Raw genomic sequence first — 16,028 nt, 5'->3', positions numbered from 1 at the left:
TCGGTGGGGCTCAGGTCGCCAAGTCGCCGACGCGCTTGAGATCGTTCACGAAGGCCGCATAAGCCGCGGCCTTCGCAGCCTCGTCCGGCAGGCGCAGCAGGTAGGACGGGTGGACGGTAATGAACCCCTGGAAGGGCTTGCCGCCGAAAGCGAAGGGTCCGCGATTACGCGTGATCGGCACGGCCTTGCCGGCCAGGGCCAGCACCGCCGTCGCCCCGAGCGCCACCACGATCTTCGGCCCGACGAACTCCAGTTCGCGATCGAGCCACCAGCGGTAATGGCTGACCTCGCCGGCCGTCGGCTTCTCGTGGATCCGGCGCTTGCCGCGCTGGGTGAACTTGAAGTGCTTCACCGCATTCGTGACGTAGGCGTCGCCGCGCGTCAGCCCCGCCTCCTGCATCGCCCGTGAAAACAGCTGTCCGGCCGGCCCGACGAAGGGGCGCCCCTGCAGGTCTTCCTGGTCGCCCGGCTGCTCGCCGACGAAGGCGATCGTGGCGCCCAAAGGTCCCTCTCCGAGCACGGCCTGCGTCGCGCCGGGCACCAGAGGCTCCGAGCGCTTGATGATGGCGTTGAGCTCGTCGAGCGAGGTCGGGTTCTGGTCGGCCATCGCGGCGACGGCCTTTGCGGGATCGCGCTTGATCGGCATTTGCGGCGGCCTCTCGATCATCTCCGTGGTGCGGGCGGCGGCCTGCCGGACTAGGGCCGGGATCGCGGCCGTTTCCGGCATGTTCTTCCAATACTTCTTCGGCATCTCGGCCCGCATGGCGTCGAGGTTGAGCCGGGCCGGGTTGAAGGTGCTCTCGTAATAGCCCTGCCAGCCCGCCTCGAAGCCGTCGCCGTCCGGCACGTCCTCGCGCCGGCCCGGCGGGCCGAAGCGGACGGTCTCGCCGTCCCAATGCGCGGAGCCCTCCGGCGTGAGGATCGACCAGTCGAAGGCGCGGAAGCGGTCGACGAAGAACGGTGCGGCCGCTTCCAGGATGTGATGGTCCGGCTCGAACCAGGCCGCGAAGGTCTCGCGGACACCGCCGGCCACGCGGCGGAAGCGCAGGAAGGCGTGCATCTTGTGCAGGTCGCGCCCGATCGCCTTCCGCATCAGGTGCAGGCGGTGGACGAGCGGATCGCTCGCGACCTCGAGCAGCGCGCGTTCGCCGCGGGTGACGCGCCAGATCAGGGCGTAGAGCAGGGCGTAGCGCTCCGGGTCGCGGTGGGGCACCACCATCGGGATCAGGGCGGCGACGGCGCGGGGCAGGCTGAGCGGCGGGCCTCCGGTCTGCACGACGGCGCTGTCGAACAGGCCCGGCGCCTCGCCGATCTGCCAGAGCACGTGTTCGGGGGGGAAGCCGGCGGCGATCAGGCGGCGGGCGGCGGCGCGGAAGCCCGTGAGATCGGCGCCGGGGGCGAGTGAGGCGACGGAAACCCCTCTCTCCTCTCCTGCGGAGAGGGAAGGGTTCGACGGCAGCACGCTCGGCATCAAAACAAGCTCAACTGCTGCGCCGGCTCCGCCAACTGTGCCCTTAAGTCGAGCCGTTGGCTCCCCGCGCTCGGCTTGAAGTCTTCCGCGATCAGGAACGCCCGTGCCCGCTTCAGCCCCGAAGTCAGCCGGGCGACGTCGTCGAGACGAAGCGACGTATGGCGGCGCGCCTTGAGAATCGTGTCGACCGCGCGGGTCCCCAAACCCGGAACCCGAAGAAGCATCTCGCGGTCGGCGCGATTCACGTCGACCGGGAAGAGATGGCGGTTCTTGAGGGCCCAGGCGAGCTTGGGGTCGACATCGAGCGCCAGCATGCCGCCGTCGGTGGCGTCCGCGACTTCCTGGGCCGAGAACTTGTAATACCGGATCATCCAATCGGCCTGGTAGAGCCGGTGCTCGCGCTTCAGCGGGGGCGCCTGCGGCGGCAGGGCCGAGGAGGCGTCGGGGATTGGGCTGAAGGCGGAGTAGTAGACGCGCTTCAGGCCGAAGGTGCTGTAGAGGAACGAACTCTTGGCGATCATCGCGGAATCGTCGGTGGCGTCGGCGCCGACGATGACCTGGGTGGATTGCCCGGCCGGCGAGAAGCGCCGTTTCTCCGCCTTCGCCTCGACGATGCGCTCGCCGATCTGGCCCATGGCGTGCTGGATCGTGGCGCCACTCTTCTCCGGCGCCAGCTGATTCAGGCTTTCGTCGGTCGGCAGCTCGATGTTGATCGAGAGCCGGTCGGCGTAGAGGCCGGCCTCCTCGATCAGCCAGGGGCTCGCCTCGGGGATCGACTTGAGGTGGATGTAGCCGCGGAAGCCGTGCTCGCGCCGGAGCTTCTTCGCCACCAGCGTCATCTGCTCCATCGTGTAGTCGGGCGAGCGGATGATGCCGGAGGAGAGGAACAGGCCCTCGATGTAGTTGCGCTTGTAGAACTCGACAGTGAGTGTGACGACCTCATCGACCGAGAAGCGGGCGCGCTGCACGTTCGAAGAGCGCCGGTTCACGCAATAGACGCAGTCGAACAGGCAATAGTTTGTCAGCAGGATCTTGAGGAGCGAGACGCAGCGGCCGTCCGGCGTGTAGGCGTGGCAGATGCCGGCGCCCGTGGTCGAGCCGAGTCCATCCTTGCCGGCCTTGCGCTTCGGTGCACCCGACGAGGCGCAGGACGCGTCGTACTTGGCGGCATCCGCAAGGACGCGGAGTTTCTTGGCGAGAGCTTCATCCATCGAACGGAAGATGAACGTCCCGTCCGGTGCGAACAAGGCCGGAGGCGCTGGAACCACGCCTCCGGCCGCGCGAAGGGGTGTGACCGATCAGCCCTGGTCGAGCGTGGCCTGAAGCGTGACCTCGGCGGTGAGCAGCTTCGAGATCGGGCAACCGGTCTTGGCGTTGCCGGTCAACTCGTCGAACTTCGCCTGGTCGATGCCGGGGATCTTCGCGGTCAGCGTCAGGGCCGACTTGGTGACCTTGAAGCCGTCACCGTCCTTGACCAGCGTCACCACCGACTTGGTGTCGAGGGCGTCGGCCTTGAGGCCGGCCTCCTGCAACTGGAAGGCGAGCGCCATGGTGAAGCAGCTCGCATGGGCCGCCGCGATCAGCTCCTCCGGATTGGTGCCGGGCTCGTTCTCGAAGCGGGTGTTGAAACCGTAGGGGTTCTTGTCGAGCACGCCCGACTGCGTCGTGATCGTGCCCTTGCCGGACTTGCCGTCGCCTTCCCAGTGGGCGCTCGCGTGGCGGTCGGTCATTCGGTACTCCTTGCATCGGGATGGTTGCGCAATGGAGATCGAGGTGGTGCGCAACGCCGCGAAGTCGAGGCCTGTCTCTACGGGTCCGGCCCGTCGTCGGTCGCGTCGATGACCGCTTTCGCCACCGGATAAGAGAACCCGGCCCGCGCCATCGCCGCGAGATCGCGTTCGCGGTAGGCCGTTCGCGCCTCCGCCCTGCGATGCGGGCCGAGGCGGCGGCGGCGGGCATAGGCCTGCGCGGCCGTCGATTCGATGGTCCCGCTATCCTCCGCCTCCTCCTGTTCGGCAGCGAAGGCGGCTTCGACGACGGCGCGGTCGACACCCTTGGCGGCGAGCGCCGCTCCGGCCCCGCGGGTCGAGGCGCCGCGCCGGCGCAATGTCGCGAGGCGGGCCGTGGTGAAACGCTCGTCGTCGACGAGGCCGGCGCGCACGGCGCGGGCGACGGTCTCGTCGATGATGCCGGAATGCTGGCCCGGATCCTCGTCGCGCTCGCGGGAGCGTTTGGCCACGCGACGGGCTAGTACGCGGCGCAGCATCTCCTGCGTGGCGCTGTAGCGGTCGAGGTAGTGCAGGGCGACGCGCTCCAGCCACGCGGCCGTGACGGGAGGCGTGGGTCTTGCTTTCGCTCCAGGCGCAACATTCCGGGGCTTCATCGGTTCTTCACGATCTGGACAGGTTTCCGATCCATGATTTCGGTATGGATAGCACGCCGCAACGATCGCTTCGGCGCTCCGTCGCCGCCTTCCTGTCTGCCTTCCTCATGAGGCGGGAATGGCTCCTCGTCCTGCTCGCTCTCGGCCTCGCGGCCGTCGCCGGGGCCGTGGTCTATCTGTCCCGTCCGACAACCCTCACCGTTGCGGTCGGCCCGCGCGACGGCGCCGAGGCGGCGCTGATGGACGCCTATGCGAAGGCGCTCTCGCGTAACCGCGAAGACATCCGCCTGAACCTGCTGCCGCTCGACGGCGTTGAGGACAGCGCCAGGGCGCTTCAGGAGAATCGCGCCGACCTCGCCGTGGTGCGCCCGGACGTGAAGCTGCCGGATAACGGGTTGACGCTCGCCGTGCTGCACGACGAGGCCCTGATCGTCGCCGCGCCCGAATCCTCCGGCATCGAGACCTTCCCGGATCTCTCGAAGCGCCGCCTCGGCGTCCTCGTCCGCCACGAGGCCGACCTCGGCTTCATCAACCACCTGCTCGACTTCTACGATTTCGTGCCCGCCACGGGCAGCGAGGCCGCCATCGGCAACGCCCTCGGCGCGGGCCGCGTCGGCATCGTCCCACTCAAGGCCTCCGAGGTGAAGGCGGCGCTCGACGAGAAGCGGGTCGACGCCGTCGCGGTGATCGCCTCGCCCGCCTCCAAGCCGGCGGTGTCCGTCGTGCGCGCCGTCGCCGCGGCCTCCACCGACCGCAAGGTGACGCTCGTCGGCGTGCCGGACGGCAAGGCGATCATCCAGCGCTTTCCAGAGCTGCAGCCGATCTCGGTGCCGGCCGGCACCTTCGGCGGCCGCCCGAAGCTGCCGGAAGAGGATGTGGAGACCTTGGGCGTCTCCTACCGCCTGATGGCGCGCGGCTCGGTGAGTCGGGTCGCGGTGGCCTCGGTGGTTCAGCACCTGTTCGAGTGGCGGCCGCGGCTCGCCGCGGTCACGCCGCTGGCCAACCAGGTCAAGGCGCCGGAATACGAGACCACCGTCACCGCGACGAGCGCACGTCTGCCGAACCACCCCGGCGCCGTCGACTATTTCGAACGCGAGCAGCAGACGTTCCTCGAACGCTACGAGGACTGGATCTACCTGCTCGCGTTCTTCGGCGGCACGATCGGCTCCGCCTTCGCCTGGCTCGGCCAGCGTCTCGCCCGCAAGCGCCGCGAGCGCGTCGACGGCGTGCTCGACCGCCTGCTCGACATCCTGGCCGAGGTCCGGAACGCGGAAAGCATCGAAGCGCTCACCGCCATCGGCCGCGAGATGGACGGGCTCGTCGCCGACGTGGTGCGTCAGGCCCGCGAGCGCTCGATCGACACCCGCGTGCTCAGCGCGCTGATCCTCGCCATCGATGCCGTCCATGCCGCGCTGGACGACGCCCGCCGCAGCCTCGGCGTCGTAGCGCCCCTGGCCGAGAGCCCCGGTACGGCTCGAGTGCGTACGGCCCGGCTGCTGTCGCTGAACTTTCCGGCGGCCGAGTAGAGCAGGCGTCCTCAGCCCTTCGCGTCGTCGAGCAGGCCGGCCAGCCCCTCGCGATAGGTTGGGAATGCGAGTTGCACCCCGAGTTCGTCGCGGATCAGGCGATTCCGCACGCGCTTGTTCTCGCCATAGAAACTGCGCGCCATCGGGCTGAGTTCGGCTGTCTCGAAATCGACCACTGGCGGCAGCGGCAGGCCGGTGAGCGCCGCGGCGTGCTCGATCACGGTCTGCGGCGGCGTCGGCTCGTCGTCGGTGACGTTGTAGATCGCGCCCGCCCGTGGCCGCGCGATCGAGGCGGCGAGCGTGGTGGCGATGTCGGCGACGTGGATGCGGTTGAAGACCTGGCCCTCCTTCACGATCCGCTGCGACTTGCCCTCGCGCAACTTGGTGATCGGGCTTCGGCCGGGGCCGTAGATGCCCGAGAGCCGAAACACCTGCACCGCCTTGCCGGTCTCGGCGCCGAGCGCCAGCCAGCCCTCTTCCGCTTCGAGCCGTCCCTTGGACCGGCCGCTCTTCGGCAAGGCCGCGACGCTCTCGTCGATCCAGCCGCCGTTCTGGTCGCCGTAGACGCCGATGGTCGAGAGGTAGCCGATCCAGCCGATCCGGCTCTCGGCGATGGCCTCCCGGTGGCGGGCGAGGACGGTGTCGCCCTCTCGGCCCGGCGGGGCCGAGACCAGCAGCAGGTCGGTGTCGGCGAGGTCTCCGGCGATGCGGTCGTCGTCGGTGTCGGGGCCGAAGGCGCGCATGGCGAACCCTGTCTCCGCGGCGATCGCCTCCGCCCGCGCCTCTTCCGTGACGGTGGCCCGCACGGTCGCGAAGCGCGCCCGCTCGCGCTCGGCGAAATGCCGGGCCGTGTAGCCGAGGCCGAAGACGAAGAGGTTCATGCGGTTGGAGTTCCGGTTGGGGCTGGAGTGGTCCGCCGGGCCTTCCCTCTCTCCCCTGCGGGAGAGGGTGGCCCGCGAAGCGGGTCGGGAGAGGGGGGCGACGGTGCCGGAGAGGGCGCACCCCTCTCCCGACCCCTGCTGACGCAGGGGCCACCCTCCCCCGCAGAGGGGGGAGGGTTCAAGGCGCGCCATTCTTGTTTCACGTCGGCGTCGCTCTCGCCCGGCGCATGCTCGGCGTAAAGCGCCCTCACCCGTATCCCGTCGAGCAACCGCCCGCACGCCCAGACGGCGGCCCCGCGTACCACCGGGGCCGGGTCGTCGAGACACCGCACGGCCTCCTCGGCCAACGCCGCATCCCCAGAATTGCCGACCGCGATCAGCACGTTGCGCAGGAAGCGATCACGCCCGGTGCGCTTGATCGGCGTCCCCGCGAAATGCGCGCGAAAGCCGGTGTCGTCCAGGCGTACCAGATCCGCCAGCGCCGGCGAGGCGAGGTCGGCCCGAGCCGCCATCTTCGCCTCCCCGGCCTGCACGGCGAACTTGTTCCACGGGCACACCGCGAGGCAGTCGTCACACCCAAAGATCCGGTTGCCGATGGACTCGCGGAATTCGTGCGGGATCGGTCCCTCGTGTTCGATGGTGAGGTAGGAGATGCAGCGCCGCGCATCGAGCCGGTAGGGCGCGGGGAACGCGTTCGTCGGGCAGATGTCGAGGCAGCGCCGGCAGGAGCCGCAGGAATCGCGGCCCGGCGCGTCGGGTTCGAGCTCGGCGGCAGTGTAGATCGCGCCGAGAAGCAGCCAGTTGCCGTGTTCGCGCGAGACCAGCACCGTGTGCTTGCCCTGCCAGCCGAGGCCGGCGGCCTCCGCCAGGGGTTTTTCCATCACCGGCGCGGTATCGACGAACACCTTGGCGGAATGCCCGCTGCGGGCCGAGAGGAGTCCGCCGACCTCTTTCAGCTTGCCCTTGATGACCTCGTGGTAGTCGCGGCGCTGCGCGTAGGCGGCGATGCTGCCGCGGTCCTTTCGCGCGAGGTTGTCGAGGGGATCATGCTCGGGCCCGGCATTGAGACCGAGCATGACGATGCTGCGCACGCCGCCCCAGAGCGCGGCCGGGTCGGCGCGCTGGTCGCTGCGCTCGGTCATCCAGGCCATCTCGCCGTGGTGGCCCTCCGCGAGCCAATGGGCGAGGCGGCCGGCCAGTCCCGGCACGGCGTCGGGACGGGTGACGGCGAAGCTGTCGAAGCCGAGCTTTTTCGCGCGGTCCTCGATGACCGCGCGCAGGTCGCCGCCCGTCAGAAACCGGCTCGGTGCCTTCAGAAGTCCAGGTCCGCGTAATGCGCGGCCGGGGCCATGCCCGGCGCCCGGTCGGCGAGGATCGCGCGGAAGGACGGGCGCGACTTTAGCCGCGCGTACCAGTCCCTCGCCATCTCGTCCTCTTCCCATGGCACGTCGCCGAGATAATCCACGCAGGACAGGTGGGCCGCAGCCGCGAGATCGGCATAGGTCAGATGGTCGCCCGCGATCCAGCGCCTCTGGCCGATCAGGTAGCCGATATACTTCAGATGATAGCGCACGTTGGCGCGCGCCGCGCGGATCGCACCCATGTCCGGCGGACCGCCGCCGTCGGCGCTCTTCATGAAGCGTTTGTAGATCTTTTCGGTGACGAGGTACTCGGTCACCTCAGTGTCGAACTTGACGAGGAACCAGTGCAGCAGGCGCCGCACCTCGACCCGCGCGGTGGTGGTGTCGGGCAGGAGCCGGCGACCGCTGAGACCTAGGCCTCGGGTCTCGTCGAGATATTCCGCGATGATGCCGGCGCCGGGGATCGCGAGGCCGGTCTGCTCCACGAGCACCGGCGTCGATCCTGCCGGGTTGAGCAGCAGGAAGGCGTCGCGGCGCTCCCAGGGGCGCTCTTCCACGAGTTCCGGCTCCATGCCCATCTCGGCAAGCGCGAGACGGATGAAGCGGGAATGCGGGCAGAAGGGGGAGTGGTGCAGCGTCGCCATTCAGGCCGTATTCTGGCTGGGAAGGCCGGCGGGACGGGCGGCGGAATAACGTTTATTGCCCGATCGTTGCCGCCTCATTAACACGCTCGAACCACGGCGGTAACCGCCCATCAACCGTCACGGGCGACATCTCCCGGATGATCGGCGCGCGTCGCACGTGTTGCCGCCACCCCGTCACAGCGAGTCAGGCACGCCGATGGATTTCGCAAATATTCTGAAGGCGCTGGTGCTCGCCGTGGTCGAGGGGGCCACCGAGTTCATCCCGGTTTCCTCCACCGGCCACCAGCTCCTGATCGGGCATTTCATCGGCTTCAAGTCGCCGAACAACACCTACGAGGTGCTGATCCAGCTCGGCGCGGTGCTCGCGATCCTCTATGCCTATTTCGGGCGCCTCACGAAAATCGCGACCGCGTTGCCGACCGACCCGCGGGCGCGCCGATTCGTCGCCTCGATCCTGCTCGCCTTCATCCCGGCGGCGATCATCGGCGGCCTCTTCTCGAAGTATATCAAGTTCTATCTGTTCAACCCGTGGATCGTCTGCGCCACTCTGGTGGCCGGCGGGCTCGTGTTGCTGGTGATCGACGAGGCCGACCCCTACCAGCAGACCGACGCGGAGGGCGAGGACGACCGCAAGGTCCGCACGGAGCGGATCGAGCGCAAGGACGACGTCTTCGAATTCAGCCTGCCGATGGCGCTGAAGATCGGTGTCTTCCAGTGCCTTGCCATGATCCCCGGCGTGTCGCGTTCCGGCGCCACCATCGTCGGCGCCATGCTGATGGGCGCGAGCAAGCGCGCAGCGACCGAGTTCTCGTTCTACCTCGCCATGCCGACCATGGCCGGCGCCTTCGCCAAGGACCTGCTCGACAATTACAAGAACCTGTCGAGCGACGACGCCCTGGTGATCGTCATCGGCTTCGTCGCGGCGTTCATCGCGGCGCTCGTCGTCGTACGCAGCGTACTCGACTACGTGTCCAAGCATGGCTTTTGGCTGTTTGCCTGGTGGCGGATCATCGTCGGATCGCTCGGATTCGCGGGGCTGATCCTGTTCGGCTGACGCGCTTTTTCGGTTCGGACCCCATCCGGTTTCCGGAGGCTCCGTCGAACGCGCCGCATCGGGAGCTCATTCACCGAGAAGCGAAGATTTTCCCGATCTTCGTGGCCATCTCACGCGGCTTACCGCTAAGGTTCGCCCGCACTGCCTCCGCGTCCGGTTCGACCGCGCAGGTCGATGACCATGGCGACGCCCTGTCGCCCGGAGGACAGCATGGGACGCGTCTCCACCCTCACGGCCCTCACCCTCCTGCTCGGCGCCCCGGCGCTGGCGGCGGGGGAGACCCCGTTCGAGACGGTCAAGGGCTGGGAGGTCGAGCACGCGGCGCCCGGCTCGAAGGGCCCGTCCTGCCTGATGAGCAAGTCCTACAAGGACGCAGACGACGACAACGCCGAGAACGCCCTGGTCTTCGCGCTGGCGGGGGATCAGGCCATCGTGAGCTTCGTCTACGAGCACTGGACATGGGATAAGAACGAGAAGCTCCAGGTTCCCCTTGTCCTCGACAAGAAGGTCGCCATCGCCAAATCGGCCTGGACGGGCGACGGCCAGACCCTGACGGCCCTGCTCACGGACAGCATCGTGCCGAACCTTCTGGCCGCCAAGACGATGGTGCTCAAGCTCGACGGCGCCGACGCGGACTTCAAGCTCGCCGGGTTCGCCGAGGCCTACGCCTCGCTGCGTCGCTGCGAAAGTGCGCCGGCCAAGGCCCCCGTCGCTGCGGCTCCGCCGGCGGTTGCCGTCGCGGCCGCGTCATCGTCGGAATCGACCCATATCGAGAAGGCCATGACCTTCCCGGGGGACGGCGACGTTCCGCCCCAGACGGTCTTCGCCCGCACGGCACCCAAGATCCTGCTGGCTCTGGCGGTTCCCGCCGCCAAGCCCGGCGACAGCCTCACGGCGGCCTGGATCGCGGAGAAGACGGACGGCACGCCAGCGAATTTCACGATTGCGTCCATCGCGATCCCGCTGGGGGCAAGTCCCACCGTCTCGTCCAGCTTGGGTAAGCCCGATGCCGGCTGGCCTCCGGGTCAGTACCGGGTCGACGTGAGCCATAACGGCGGCCCCATCGAATTCAGCCAGCGCTTCACCGTCCAACCGTAGACCATCCCTTACATCCGCGGGCTCGGGCTTTCGTGCCCACGAGGCGCAAACCCGACGTCAGCCGATTGCACGGCCCCTTGAGGCAGTGCATGGGCTTGCGGCGACGTCACGGGCATCTCAAAACCCGTGGGACATGCCAATGCCGGGGCCTTGAGACCGATGGAAGACCGTCCGCTAGCCGAGCTGTTCGAGCCCGCGACCGAGGCGCGCTGGCGTGAGGCCGTCCAGGCGGCCCTGAAGGGCGGCGACTTCGAGAAGCGCCTCGTCGCGAAGACCGCCGACGGCCTGCGCATCGAGCCGCTCTACCCGGCCGCCGCGCCGATCGCACAGCCGGTGCGCGCGCCCGGCCCGTGGCGGCTATCGCAGCGCGTCGACCATCCCGATTTCGAGAAGGCCGCGGCGCAGGCGCTCGCCGACCTCGAAGGGGGCGCCGACTCCCTGACGATCGTCCATGCCGCCTCGCCTACCGCCCGCGGCTTCGGCCTCGACATCGGAGGCGTCGAAGACCTCGACGCGGCGCTTGACGGGGTGATGCTCACGATCATCGCCCTGCGGCTGGATGCCGGCCCCAAGGGATTCGAACTCGCCGCGCATCTCAAGGCGCTCGTCGAGAAGCGCGGCGACGATCCGGCCGAGCTCGACATCGATCTCGGCCTCGATCCCATCGGCCTCTTCGCTGCCACCGGCCATGCGTCCGAGGGCTGGCAGACGGGACTCGCCAAGGCCGTCGTCGATTTCGAGGCCTATCGCGGCCGCGTCGCGCTCGCCGACGGGCGCGCCTATCACGAGGCCGGCGCCAGCGAGGTGCAGGAACTCGCCGCGGTGCTGTCCACGGCCGTCGCCTATCTGCGCGCGCTCGAGGCCGAGGGCGTCTCGCTCGATCGTGCCCGCGATGCGCTCTCCATCCTGCTCGTCGCCGATGCCGACGAGTTCCTGACCATCGCCAAGTTCCGCGCGATCCGCCGGCTCTGGGCGCGCGTCGAGCAGGCCTGCGGCCTCGATCCAAAGCCCCTGCGCCTCCACGCCGAATCCGCCTGGCGGATGATGAGCCGCCGCGATCCCTTCGTGAACATCTTGCGCACCGGCATGGCCGCGGCCTCGGCTGGCCTCGGCGGCGCGGATTCCGTCGCCGTCCTGCCCTACACCCTGGCGCTCGGCCTGCCGGACGCGTTCGCGCGCCGCGTCGGCCGCAACAGCCAGACCATCCTCATCGAGGAATCGAGCCTGGCCAAGGTTTCGGATCCAGCCGCCGGTGCCGGCGGCTTCGAGTCGTTGACCGCCTCGCTCACCGAGGGCGCCTGGGCGGCGTTCCAGGAGATCGAGGCCGAGGGCGGCATCCTCGCCAGTCTGAAGGCCGGCAAGGTCCAGGCCCGCATCGCCGCAGTTCGCGAGGCCCGTGCCAGGCGCATCGCGACCCGGCGCGAGCCGCTCACGGGCGCCAGCGAGTTCCCGTTCCTCGCCGAGAAGCCGGTGGAGGTTCTCGAGATTGCACCGAAGGCGCCCGCCGCCGTCGGCGAAGGCGCCCTGCCCTCCCTGCGCCTGACCGAGCCGTTCGAGGCACTCCGCGATTCCTCCGACGCCTACCTCACGGCGCACGCGGCACGTCCGGCTGTGTTCCTGGCCAATCTCGGCCCCGTGGCGGTTCACAACGCCCGCTCGACTTTCGCCGCCAACGCCTTCGCGGCCGGCGGTATCGCGGCGCTCGGCAACGAAGGCTTTTCGGATCCGGCAGACCTCGCTCAGGCGTTCAAGGAATCCGGTGCGGCCATTGCCTGCATCTGCTCCTCGGACAAGCTCTACGAGACCGATGCAGCGCCCGCCGCGAAGGCGCTGAAGGAGGCGGGTGCCGACACGGTCTATCTCGCGGGCAAGCCGGCCGATGCCGACGCCCTGACATCGGCGGGCGTCGACGGCTTCCTGTTCGCGGGCTGCGATCTGCTCGCCCTGCTCACGCAGGCCCAGGAGCGGGCGACCGCGAAAGCTTGAGCCTGAAACCTCAGGTCGCCTCGGACGTTTCTGCTGGGTTAGAAACCGCAAGCGCTACGCCGCAGGGGCCGTCCATGAGAATCCCGATCCTCGCCGCCACCATCGTCGCCGTGTCCGTCGGCGGCCTCACTGGTCCGGCGGACGCCGCCAAGCGCAAGGTTGCAGTTCCGAACAAGTTCGACGGCAACTGGAGCATCGAGGTGGTCACGCAGGACGGACCCTGCGATCGCGCCTATCGCTACGGCATCCAGGTCTACAAGGGCGAGGCGATCTATCCGGGTGGGGACGTGTCCATCCGGGGTCGCGTTTCGAAGGCCGGCCTGGTGTCCGGCGTGATCGCCCGGGGCTCCGATTCCGCTCAGGTCACCGGACGGCTCACCGTCGGCGGATCCGGCGGCGGCAGCTGGGGCAGCACCGGCAACGGACCGATCGGCTGCAGCGGCCGCTGGACTGCCGTCAAGCGCGGCTGAGTGTCGGCCGCCTCAGCGGTCGTTTTCTGTGGCGCGGCGGTGACAGGTGCGGCGGCGGCGTGCGGCAGTTCATTTTGCGCCGCACATCGCCCTGTTCCGGGCTCATTTCTCCGGTGATACTCGATCGCATCAGCCCTGCTTCGAGGCACCTGTCATGAAAGCGCTCCTCGCTTCCGGTCTGGCCGTCGTTCTGTTCACGGCGGGTGCGCAGGCCCGGCCCGAGCAGCGCGTTCCCGGCAAGCCGCATCCGGTCATGGCTCCGCTCGAGCAGGCGGCCACGGATTGCTTCGCCGAAACGGTGATGGCGAACCCAAAGGCGACCGGTCTCGCCAGAGCGGGGCGCTGGTATGATGCGGCCGGGGTGATCGGCTTCCTGTGCCGGCCGGAAGTCGGGCGCATGGTGCAGGCCCATGACCGGCTTTACGGTGCCGGAACGGGCGACCGCTACTTCAAGGGCGCCTATGCACGTCACCTCGACAAGCAGCTCGAGGCCCGCCTGCAGCCGATGCTCGAAACGAAGACGCTCGCGAGTGCCGAGCCGCCGGCCGACAAGTCGGGCGCCGGGCTGCCTGCCGATGCGGCATCTGCCGCCGAGACGGCGCAGTGACGTTGTGACGCTTGGGGCCGGCGGTCCCTTCGCTCGCCCCGTCACCTCAGTTTAGCAGCGACACCTCGGGCCGCTCCAGCTGGCGGGCGAGGGACGACGCGATCTCGATGAGCACCATGTCGACGAGCGCGTGCAGGGTCGGACTCTGGATGTCCTGAACCGCGCCCCGCAGGTCGATCGCCAGACCCGCAGCGCGATCCAGTGCGGCGAGCACCTTTTGGGCCTTCAACGGCACCGTCGCGGCCTCGGTGCCGGGGTAGTCGAAAAGGGCGCCGCAGGCCCAGTCCGCCGTATCGTGCTCATCGAACGACAGCCGCATGAGATCGAGGATCGTGCGCGGCGCGGCATCGCCGGTGTCGGACACCCGATAGATCGTCTGCTCGAGGCCTTTCCGACCATGGCTCACCCGTCCCGAAAAGGCGGCGCGGTCCTTCGGATGAAGCGCCGGCACGAAGGCCGAGACCGGCGCACCCTCGCGAATGATCGCGGGATCGAGGCGGAAGATCCGCGCCATGCCGACGCACGGGAAAATCCGGTTCTCCGCGATGTTCCACTCGAAAAGGCCGACGATGTTCGCCGCGTCGAGGATCGGCTCCAATGGGGCGAGATCCGGCCAGGGCGGAAGGCGCTGCAGATGGGGCAAGATAGACCTTCCAGGCCGGGAATGGAGCGATCCGCATCATCGGCTGCGGCACCGGGAAACAACGGCAACGGTCAACACTGTATCGGCCGGCCGTTCCGTCGCCAAGTTGTCATGGTTCTTGGATGCCGTTATTCCGCCGCAACAGCAATCTTCGCCCGTGGCGGGACAGATGTGCCCGGGCGGCATACAGGCCGCTACGGTTGAACTTTTGCCCGCTCGGCGCCGAGCGCCTCCGCCCTCGTCCGATCTTCCTTCGTCAGCCCGGTCAGCGATTGATCGAGCCACGCATCCGACAATCCCTGGGCCGCCGCCGCAAGGTTCCAGGCTCCGGCCTCGACGAGGTTCTTGTTGACGCCGCGGCCGACGACATAGAGACGGGCGACCCGGTTCTGCGCGATGGCGTTGCCGCGTGCTGCCGCATGCAGGAAATAGCGTGCGGCACGCGCCTCGTCCTTGGCTACGCCGGTGCCGTTGAACAGCAGGATCGCGAATTCGACCTCGCCGGCGAGATCGCCGTTGTCGGCGGCCCGTCGAAAGTAATCTGCGGCCTTGGCCGGATCCTTCGCAACGCCGCGGCCCTGAAGATAGAGCACGCCGAGATCGTGCTGCGCCGGAGCGAGTTCGGTCTTGGCCGCCTTCTCGAACAGGGCCGCAGCCGTCACGACGTCCTCGGGCTTGCCGGAACTCAGCTGGAGTAGCGCAAGATTGTAGGAAGCGGATGCCTCGCCCTTCTCGGAGGCCTGTTCCAGCCAGTGTTTGCCAGCCTTCTGGTCCTTGGCCTGACCGCGCCCGTCCATCGCCATCAACCCGAGGGACGCCATGGCGTGCGCGTCGCCGAGGCCTGCGGCGAGGCGGTACCATTCCAGCGCCCGCTTCGGGTCCTGCTTCACGCCCAGGCCCTGATTGTAGAGCTCGCCGAGCAACGTCAGCGCTGCCGCATCCTTCGGGTTGGTCTCGATGCGTTTCGAGGCTTCCCGGAAGGCGGTCTTGTAGCGCCCGCGCTGGTAGGCGCCGTACGCCATGTCGGCGTTTGCGGTGGAGGCCGGCCGCAAGCCTTCGGCATTCGGCGTGTAGGGCGTTGGGAGATCGCGGGAGAACCCCTTGGGCGCCACTTTGGGATCGACCGACTTCAGCGTCTGGTCCATCGTCGGGGGGACGATGGAAGGCGGGTTCGGAGCCGCCAGGGCATCGAGCGGGCTCGCCAGCAGCGCCAGGGCGAAGAGGCCGGCTCCGACCCGCGTCATCGTGCCGCGCCCGCTGCCGTGAGCGCCTCCATCGCCGCCGCGACGTCGTCGGGCGCATCGAACCAGAGAGATCCCTCCAGCCCAACGAACTCGGCGCCGGTCTTCGCGAGCGCCTCGACCTCCACCGCCTCTACCGCCACCGCGATGCACGGCGTCTCGAAGATTTCCGCCCACCACGCCGCCCGCTCGCGGACGAGCTCGCGGTCCGGCGCGACGCCGTCCGGATAGAGGCCGCCGAACATCAGGTAGTCGGCCTGGGTCTCGCCCGCCGCCATCGCGGCGTGCTTCGATTCGAGAAAGCCGCCGCAGCCGAGGATGCGGCCGTCGCGCAGCCGCCCGCGGAGGTCGCGCAACTCCGTCTCGTCCGCCTTGTCGACGTGGACGCCGTCCGCCCCGCCGCGGGCGGCGACGCCGACGGGATCGCCCTGGAAGCCGGGGATGCAGACGACGACGGCCGCGCCATGCTCCTGCACCGGCGGCGCCAGGCGCTTCACGAGGCTCACGAGGTAGCGCTCGTCGGACGGGGCGAGGCGCAGGATCACCGCAGCGACGTCACCGGCCGCGCAGGCCGCTCTCAGCGCGTCGATCGTCTTCTCGGCCTGCGCGTCGTCGATGCCGTAGGGCGTCAGCAAGGCGAGGCGGGGGGCGTCTTCGGACATC

General features: G+C 68.9%; 16 protein-coding genes. 6 read left to right on the top strand and 10 right to left on the bottom strand.

The genetic code is table 11. The features are described from left to right. Positions 1-10: 10 nt before the first annotated feature. The 4 genes from FV217_RS00895 to FV217_RS00880 all read right to left on the bottom strand — a co-directional run bounded on the left by FV217_RS00895 (position 11) and on the right by FV217_RS00880 (position 3,854). The gene (locus FV217_RS00895; RefSeq protein ID WP_147813322.1) at positions 11-1,471 is read right to left on the bottom strand and encodes a UdgX family uracil-DNA binding protein; all 1,461 of its coding nucleotides are present in this window, start codon (positions 1,469-1,471) and stop codon (positions 11-13) included. Further along, a complete protein-coding gene (locus FV217_RS00890; protein WP_147813320.1) occupies positions 1,471-2,682 on the bottom strand; it encodes a putative DNA modification/repair radical SAM protein in 1,212 nt (403 codons plus the stop codon). The genes FV217_RS00895 and FV217_RS00890 overlap by 1 nt, the downstream gene beginning before the upstream one ends. Positions 2,683-2,769: 87 nt before the next feature. After that, positions 2,770-3,201 carry an OsmC family protein gene (locus FV217_RS00885; RefSeq protein ID WP_147813318.1) on the bottom strand — a complete coding sequence of 144 codons (432 nt, stop codon included), beginning with the start codon at positions 3,199-3,201 and terminating at the stop codon, positions 2,770-2,772. A gap of 77 nt (positions 3,202-3,278) precedes the next feature. Continuing rightward, entirely contained in the window at positions 3,279-3,854 is a 576-nt protein-coding gene (locus tag FV217_RS00880; protein WP_147813316.1) for a RecX family transcriptional regulator, read from the bottom strand. 107 nt (positions 3,855-3,961) lie between these two features. Here FV217_RS00880 and FV217_RS00875 point away from each other — a divergent pair, with 107 nt between their 5' ends. Beyond that, the gene (locus FV217_RS00875) at positions 3,962-5,380 is read left to right on the top strand and encodes a TAXI family TRAP transporter solute-binding subunit (protein WP_147813433.1); all 1,419 of its coding nucleotides are present in this window, start codon (positions 3,962-3,964) and stop codon (positions 5,378-5,380) included. An 11-nt stretch (positions 5,381-5,391) separates the two neighbouring features. On the opposite strand, the gene FV217_RS00870 is transcribed toward FV217_RS00875, so the two are convergent. Genes FV217_RS00870 through FV217_RS00860 form a run of 3 tightly spaced genes read right to left on the bottom strand, consistent with a single transcriptional unit; the run spans position 5,392 to position 8,266 of the window. Beyond that, the gene (locus FV217_RS00870) at positions 5,392-6,261 is read right to left on the bottom strand and encodes an SDR family oxidoreductase (RefSeq protein WP_147813314.1); all 870 of its coding nucleotides are present in this window, start codon (positions 6,259-6,261) and stop codon (positions 5,392-5,394) included. Further along, a complete protein-coding gene (gene queG / locus FV217_RS00865; protein ID WP_147813431.1) occupies positions 6,258-7,541 on the bottom strand; it encodes a tRNA epoxyqueuosine(34) reductase QueG in 1,284 nt (427 codons plus the stop codon). Before queG ends, FV217_RS00870 begins: the two co-directional genes overlap by 4 nt. Before the next feature lie 32 nt (positions 7,542-7,573). Next, the gene (locus FV217_RS00860; RefSeq protein ID WP_147813312.1) at positions 7,574-8,266 is read right to left on the bottom strand and encodes a glutathione S-transferase family protein; all 693 of its coding nucleotides are present in this window, start codon (positions 8,264-8,266) and stop codon (positions 7,574-7,576) included. A gap of 196 nt (positions 8,267-8,462) precedes the next feature. On the opposite strand from FV217_RS00860, the gene FV217_RS00855 reads away from it, so the two are divergent. From FV217_RS00855 to FV217_RS00835, 5 genes are all read left to right on the top strand, one after another. Next, positions 8,463-9,320, top strand: a complete 858-nt coding sequence (locus FV217_RS00855; RefSeq protein WP_147813310.1) for an undecaprenyl-diphosphate phosphatase — start codon at positions 8,463-8,465, stop codon at positions 9,318-9,320. A gap of 210 nt (positions 9,321-9,530) precedes the next feature. Beyond that, on the top strand, positions 9,531-10,418 hold the full coding sequence (locus tag FV217_RS00850) for a hypothetical protein (RefSeq protein WP_147813308.1): 888 nt from the start codon (positions 9,531-9,533) through the stop codon (positions 10,416-10,418). Between the two features lie 159 nt (positions 10,419-10,577). Further along, entirely contained in the window at positions 10,578-12,404 is a 1,827-nt protein-coding gene (locus FV217_RS00845; protein WP_147813306.1) for a methylmalonyl-CoA mutase subunit beta, read from the top strand. A 74-nt stretch (positions 12,405-12,478) separates the two neighbouring features. Next, positions 12,479-12,874, top strand: a complete 396-nt coding sequence (locus FV217_RS00840; protein WP_147813304.1) for a hypothetical protein — start codon at positions 12,479-12,481, stop codon at positions 12,872-12,874. Positions 12,875-13,028: 154 nt separating this feature from the next. After that, positions 13,029-13,481 (top strand): hypothetical protein, encoded by a 453-nt coding sequence (locus FV217_RS00835; RefSeq protein ID WP_147813302.1) that lies wholly within the window; start codon positions 13,029-13,031, stop codon positions 13,479-13,481. 46 nt (positions 13,482-13,527) lie between these two features. On the opposite strand, the gene FV217_RS00830 is transcribed toward FV217_RS00835, so the two are convergent. The 3 genes from FV217_RS00830 to FV217_RS00820 form a co-directional block, all read right to left on the bottom strand. Further along, positions 13,528-14,124, bottom strand: coding sequence for a hypothetical protein (locus FV217_RS00830; protein WP_147813300.1), 597 nt, complete (start codon positions 14,122-14,124; stop codon positions 13,528-13,530). A gap of 194 nt (positions 14,125-14,318) precedes the next feature. After that, positions 14,319-15,368 carry a tetratricopeptide repeat protein gene (locus FV217_RS00825; protein WP_147813298.1) on the bottom strand — a complete coding sequence of 350 codons (1,050 nt, stop codon included), beginning with the start codon at positions 15,366-15,368 and terminating at the stop codon, positions 14,319-14,321. Beyond that, positions 15,365-16,027 (bottom strand): thiamine phosphate synthase, encoded by a 663-nt coding sequence (locus FV217_RS00820; RefSeq protein ID WP_147813296.1) that lies wholly within the window; start codon positions 16,025-16,027, stop codon positions 15,365-15,367. Before FV217_RS00820 ends, FV217_RS00825 begins: the two co-directional genes overlap by 4 nt. Between the last annotated feature and the right edge of the window lies 1 nt (position 16,028).

Source organism: Methylobacterium sp. WL9 (genome assembly GCF_008040035.1).
Lineage (GTDB): Bacteria > Pseudomonadota > Alphaproteobacteria > Rhizobiales > Beijerinckiaceae > Methylobacterium > Methylobacterium thuringiense.
The sequence above is the reverse complement of the archived record's forward strand: the minus strand, read 5'-3'. Positions and strand labels throughout refer to the sequence as shown.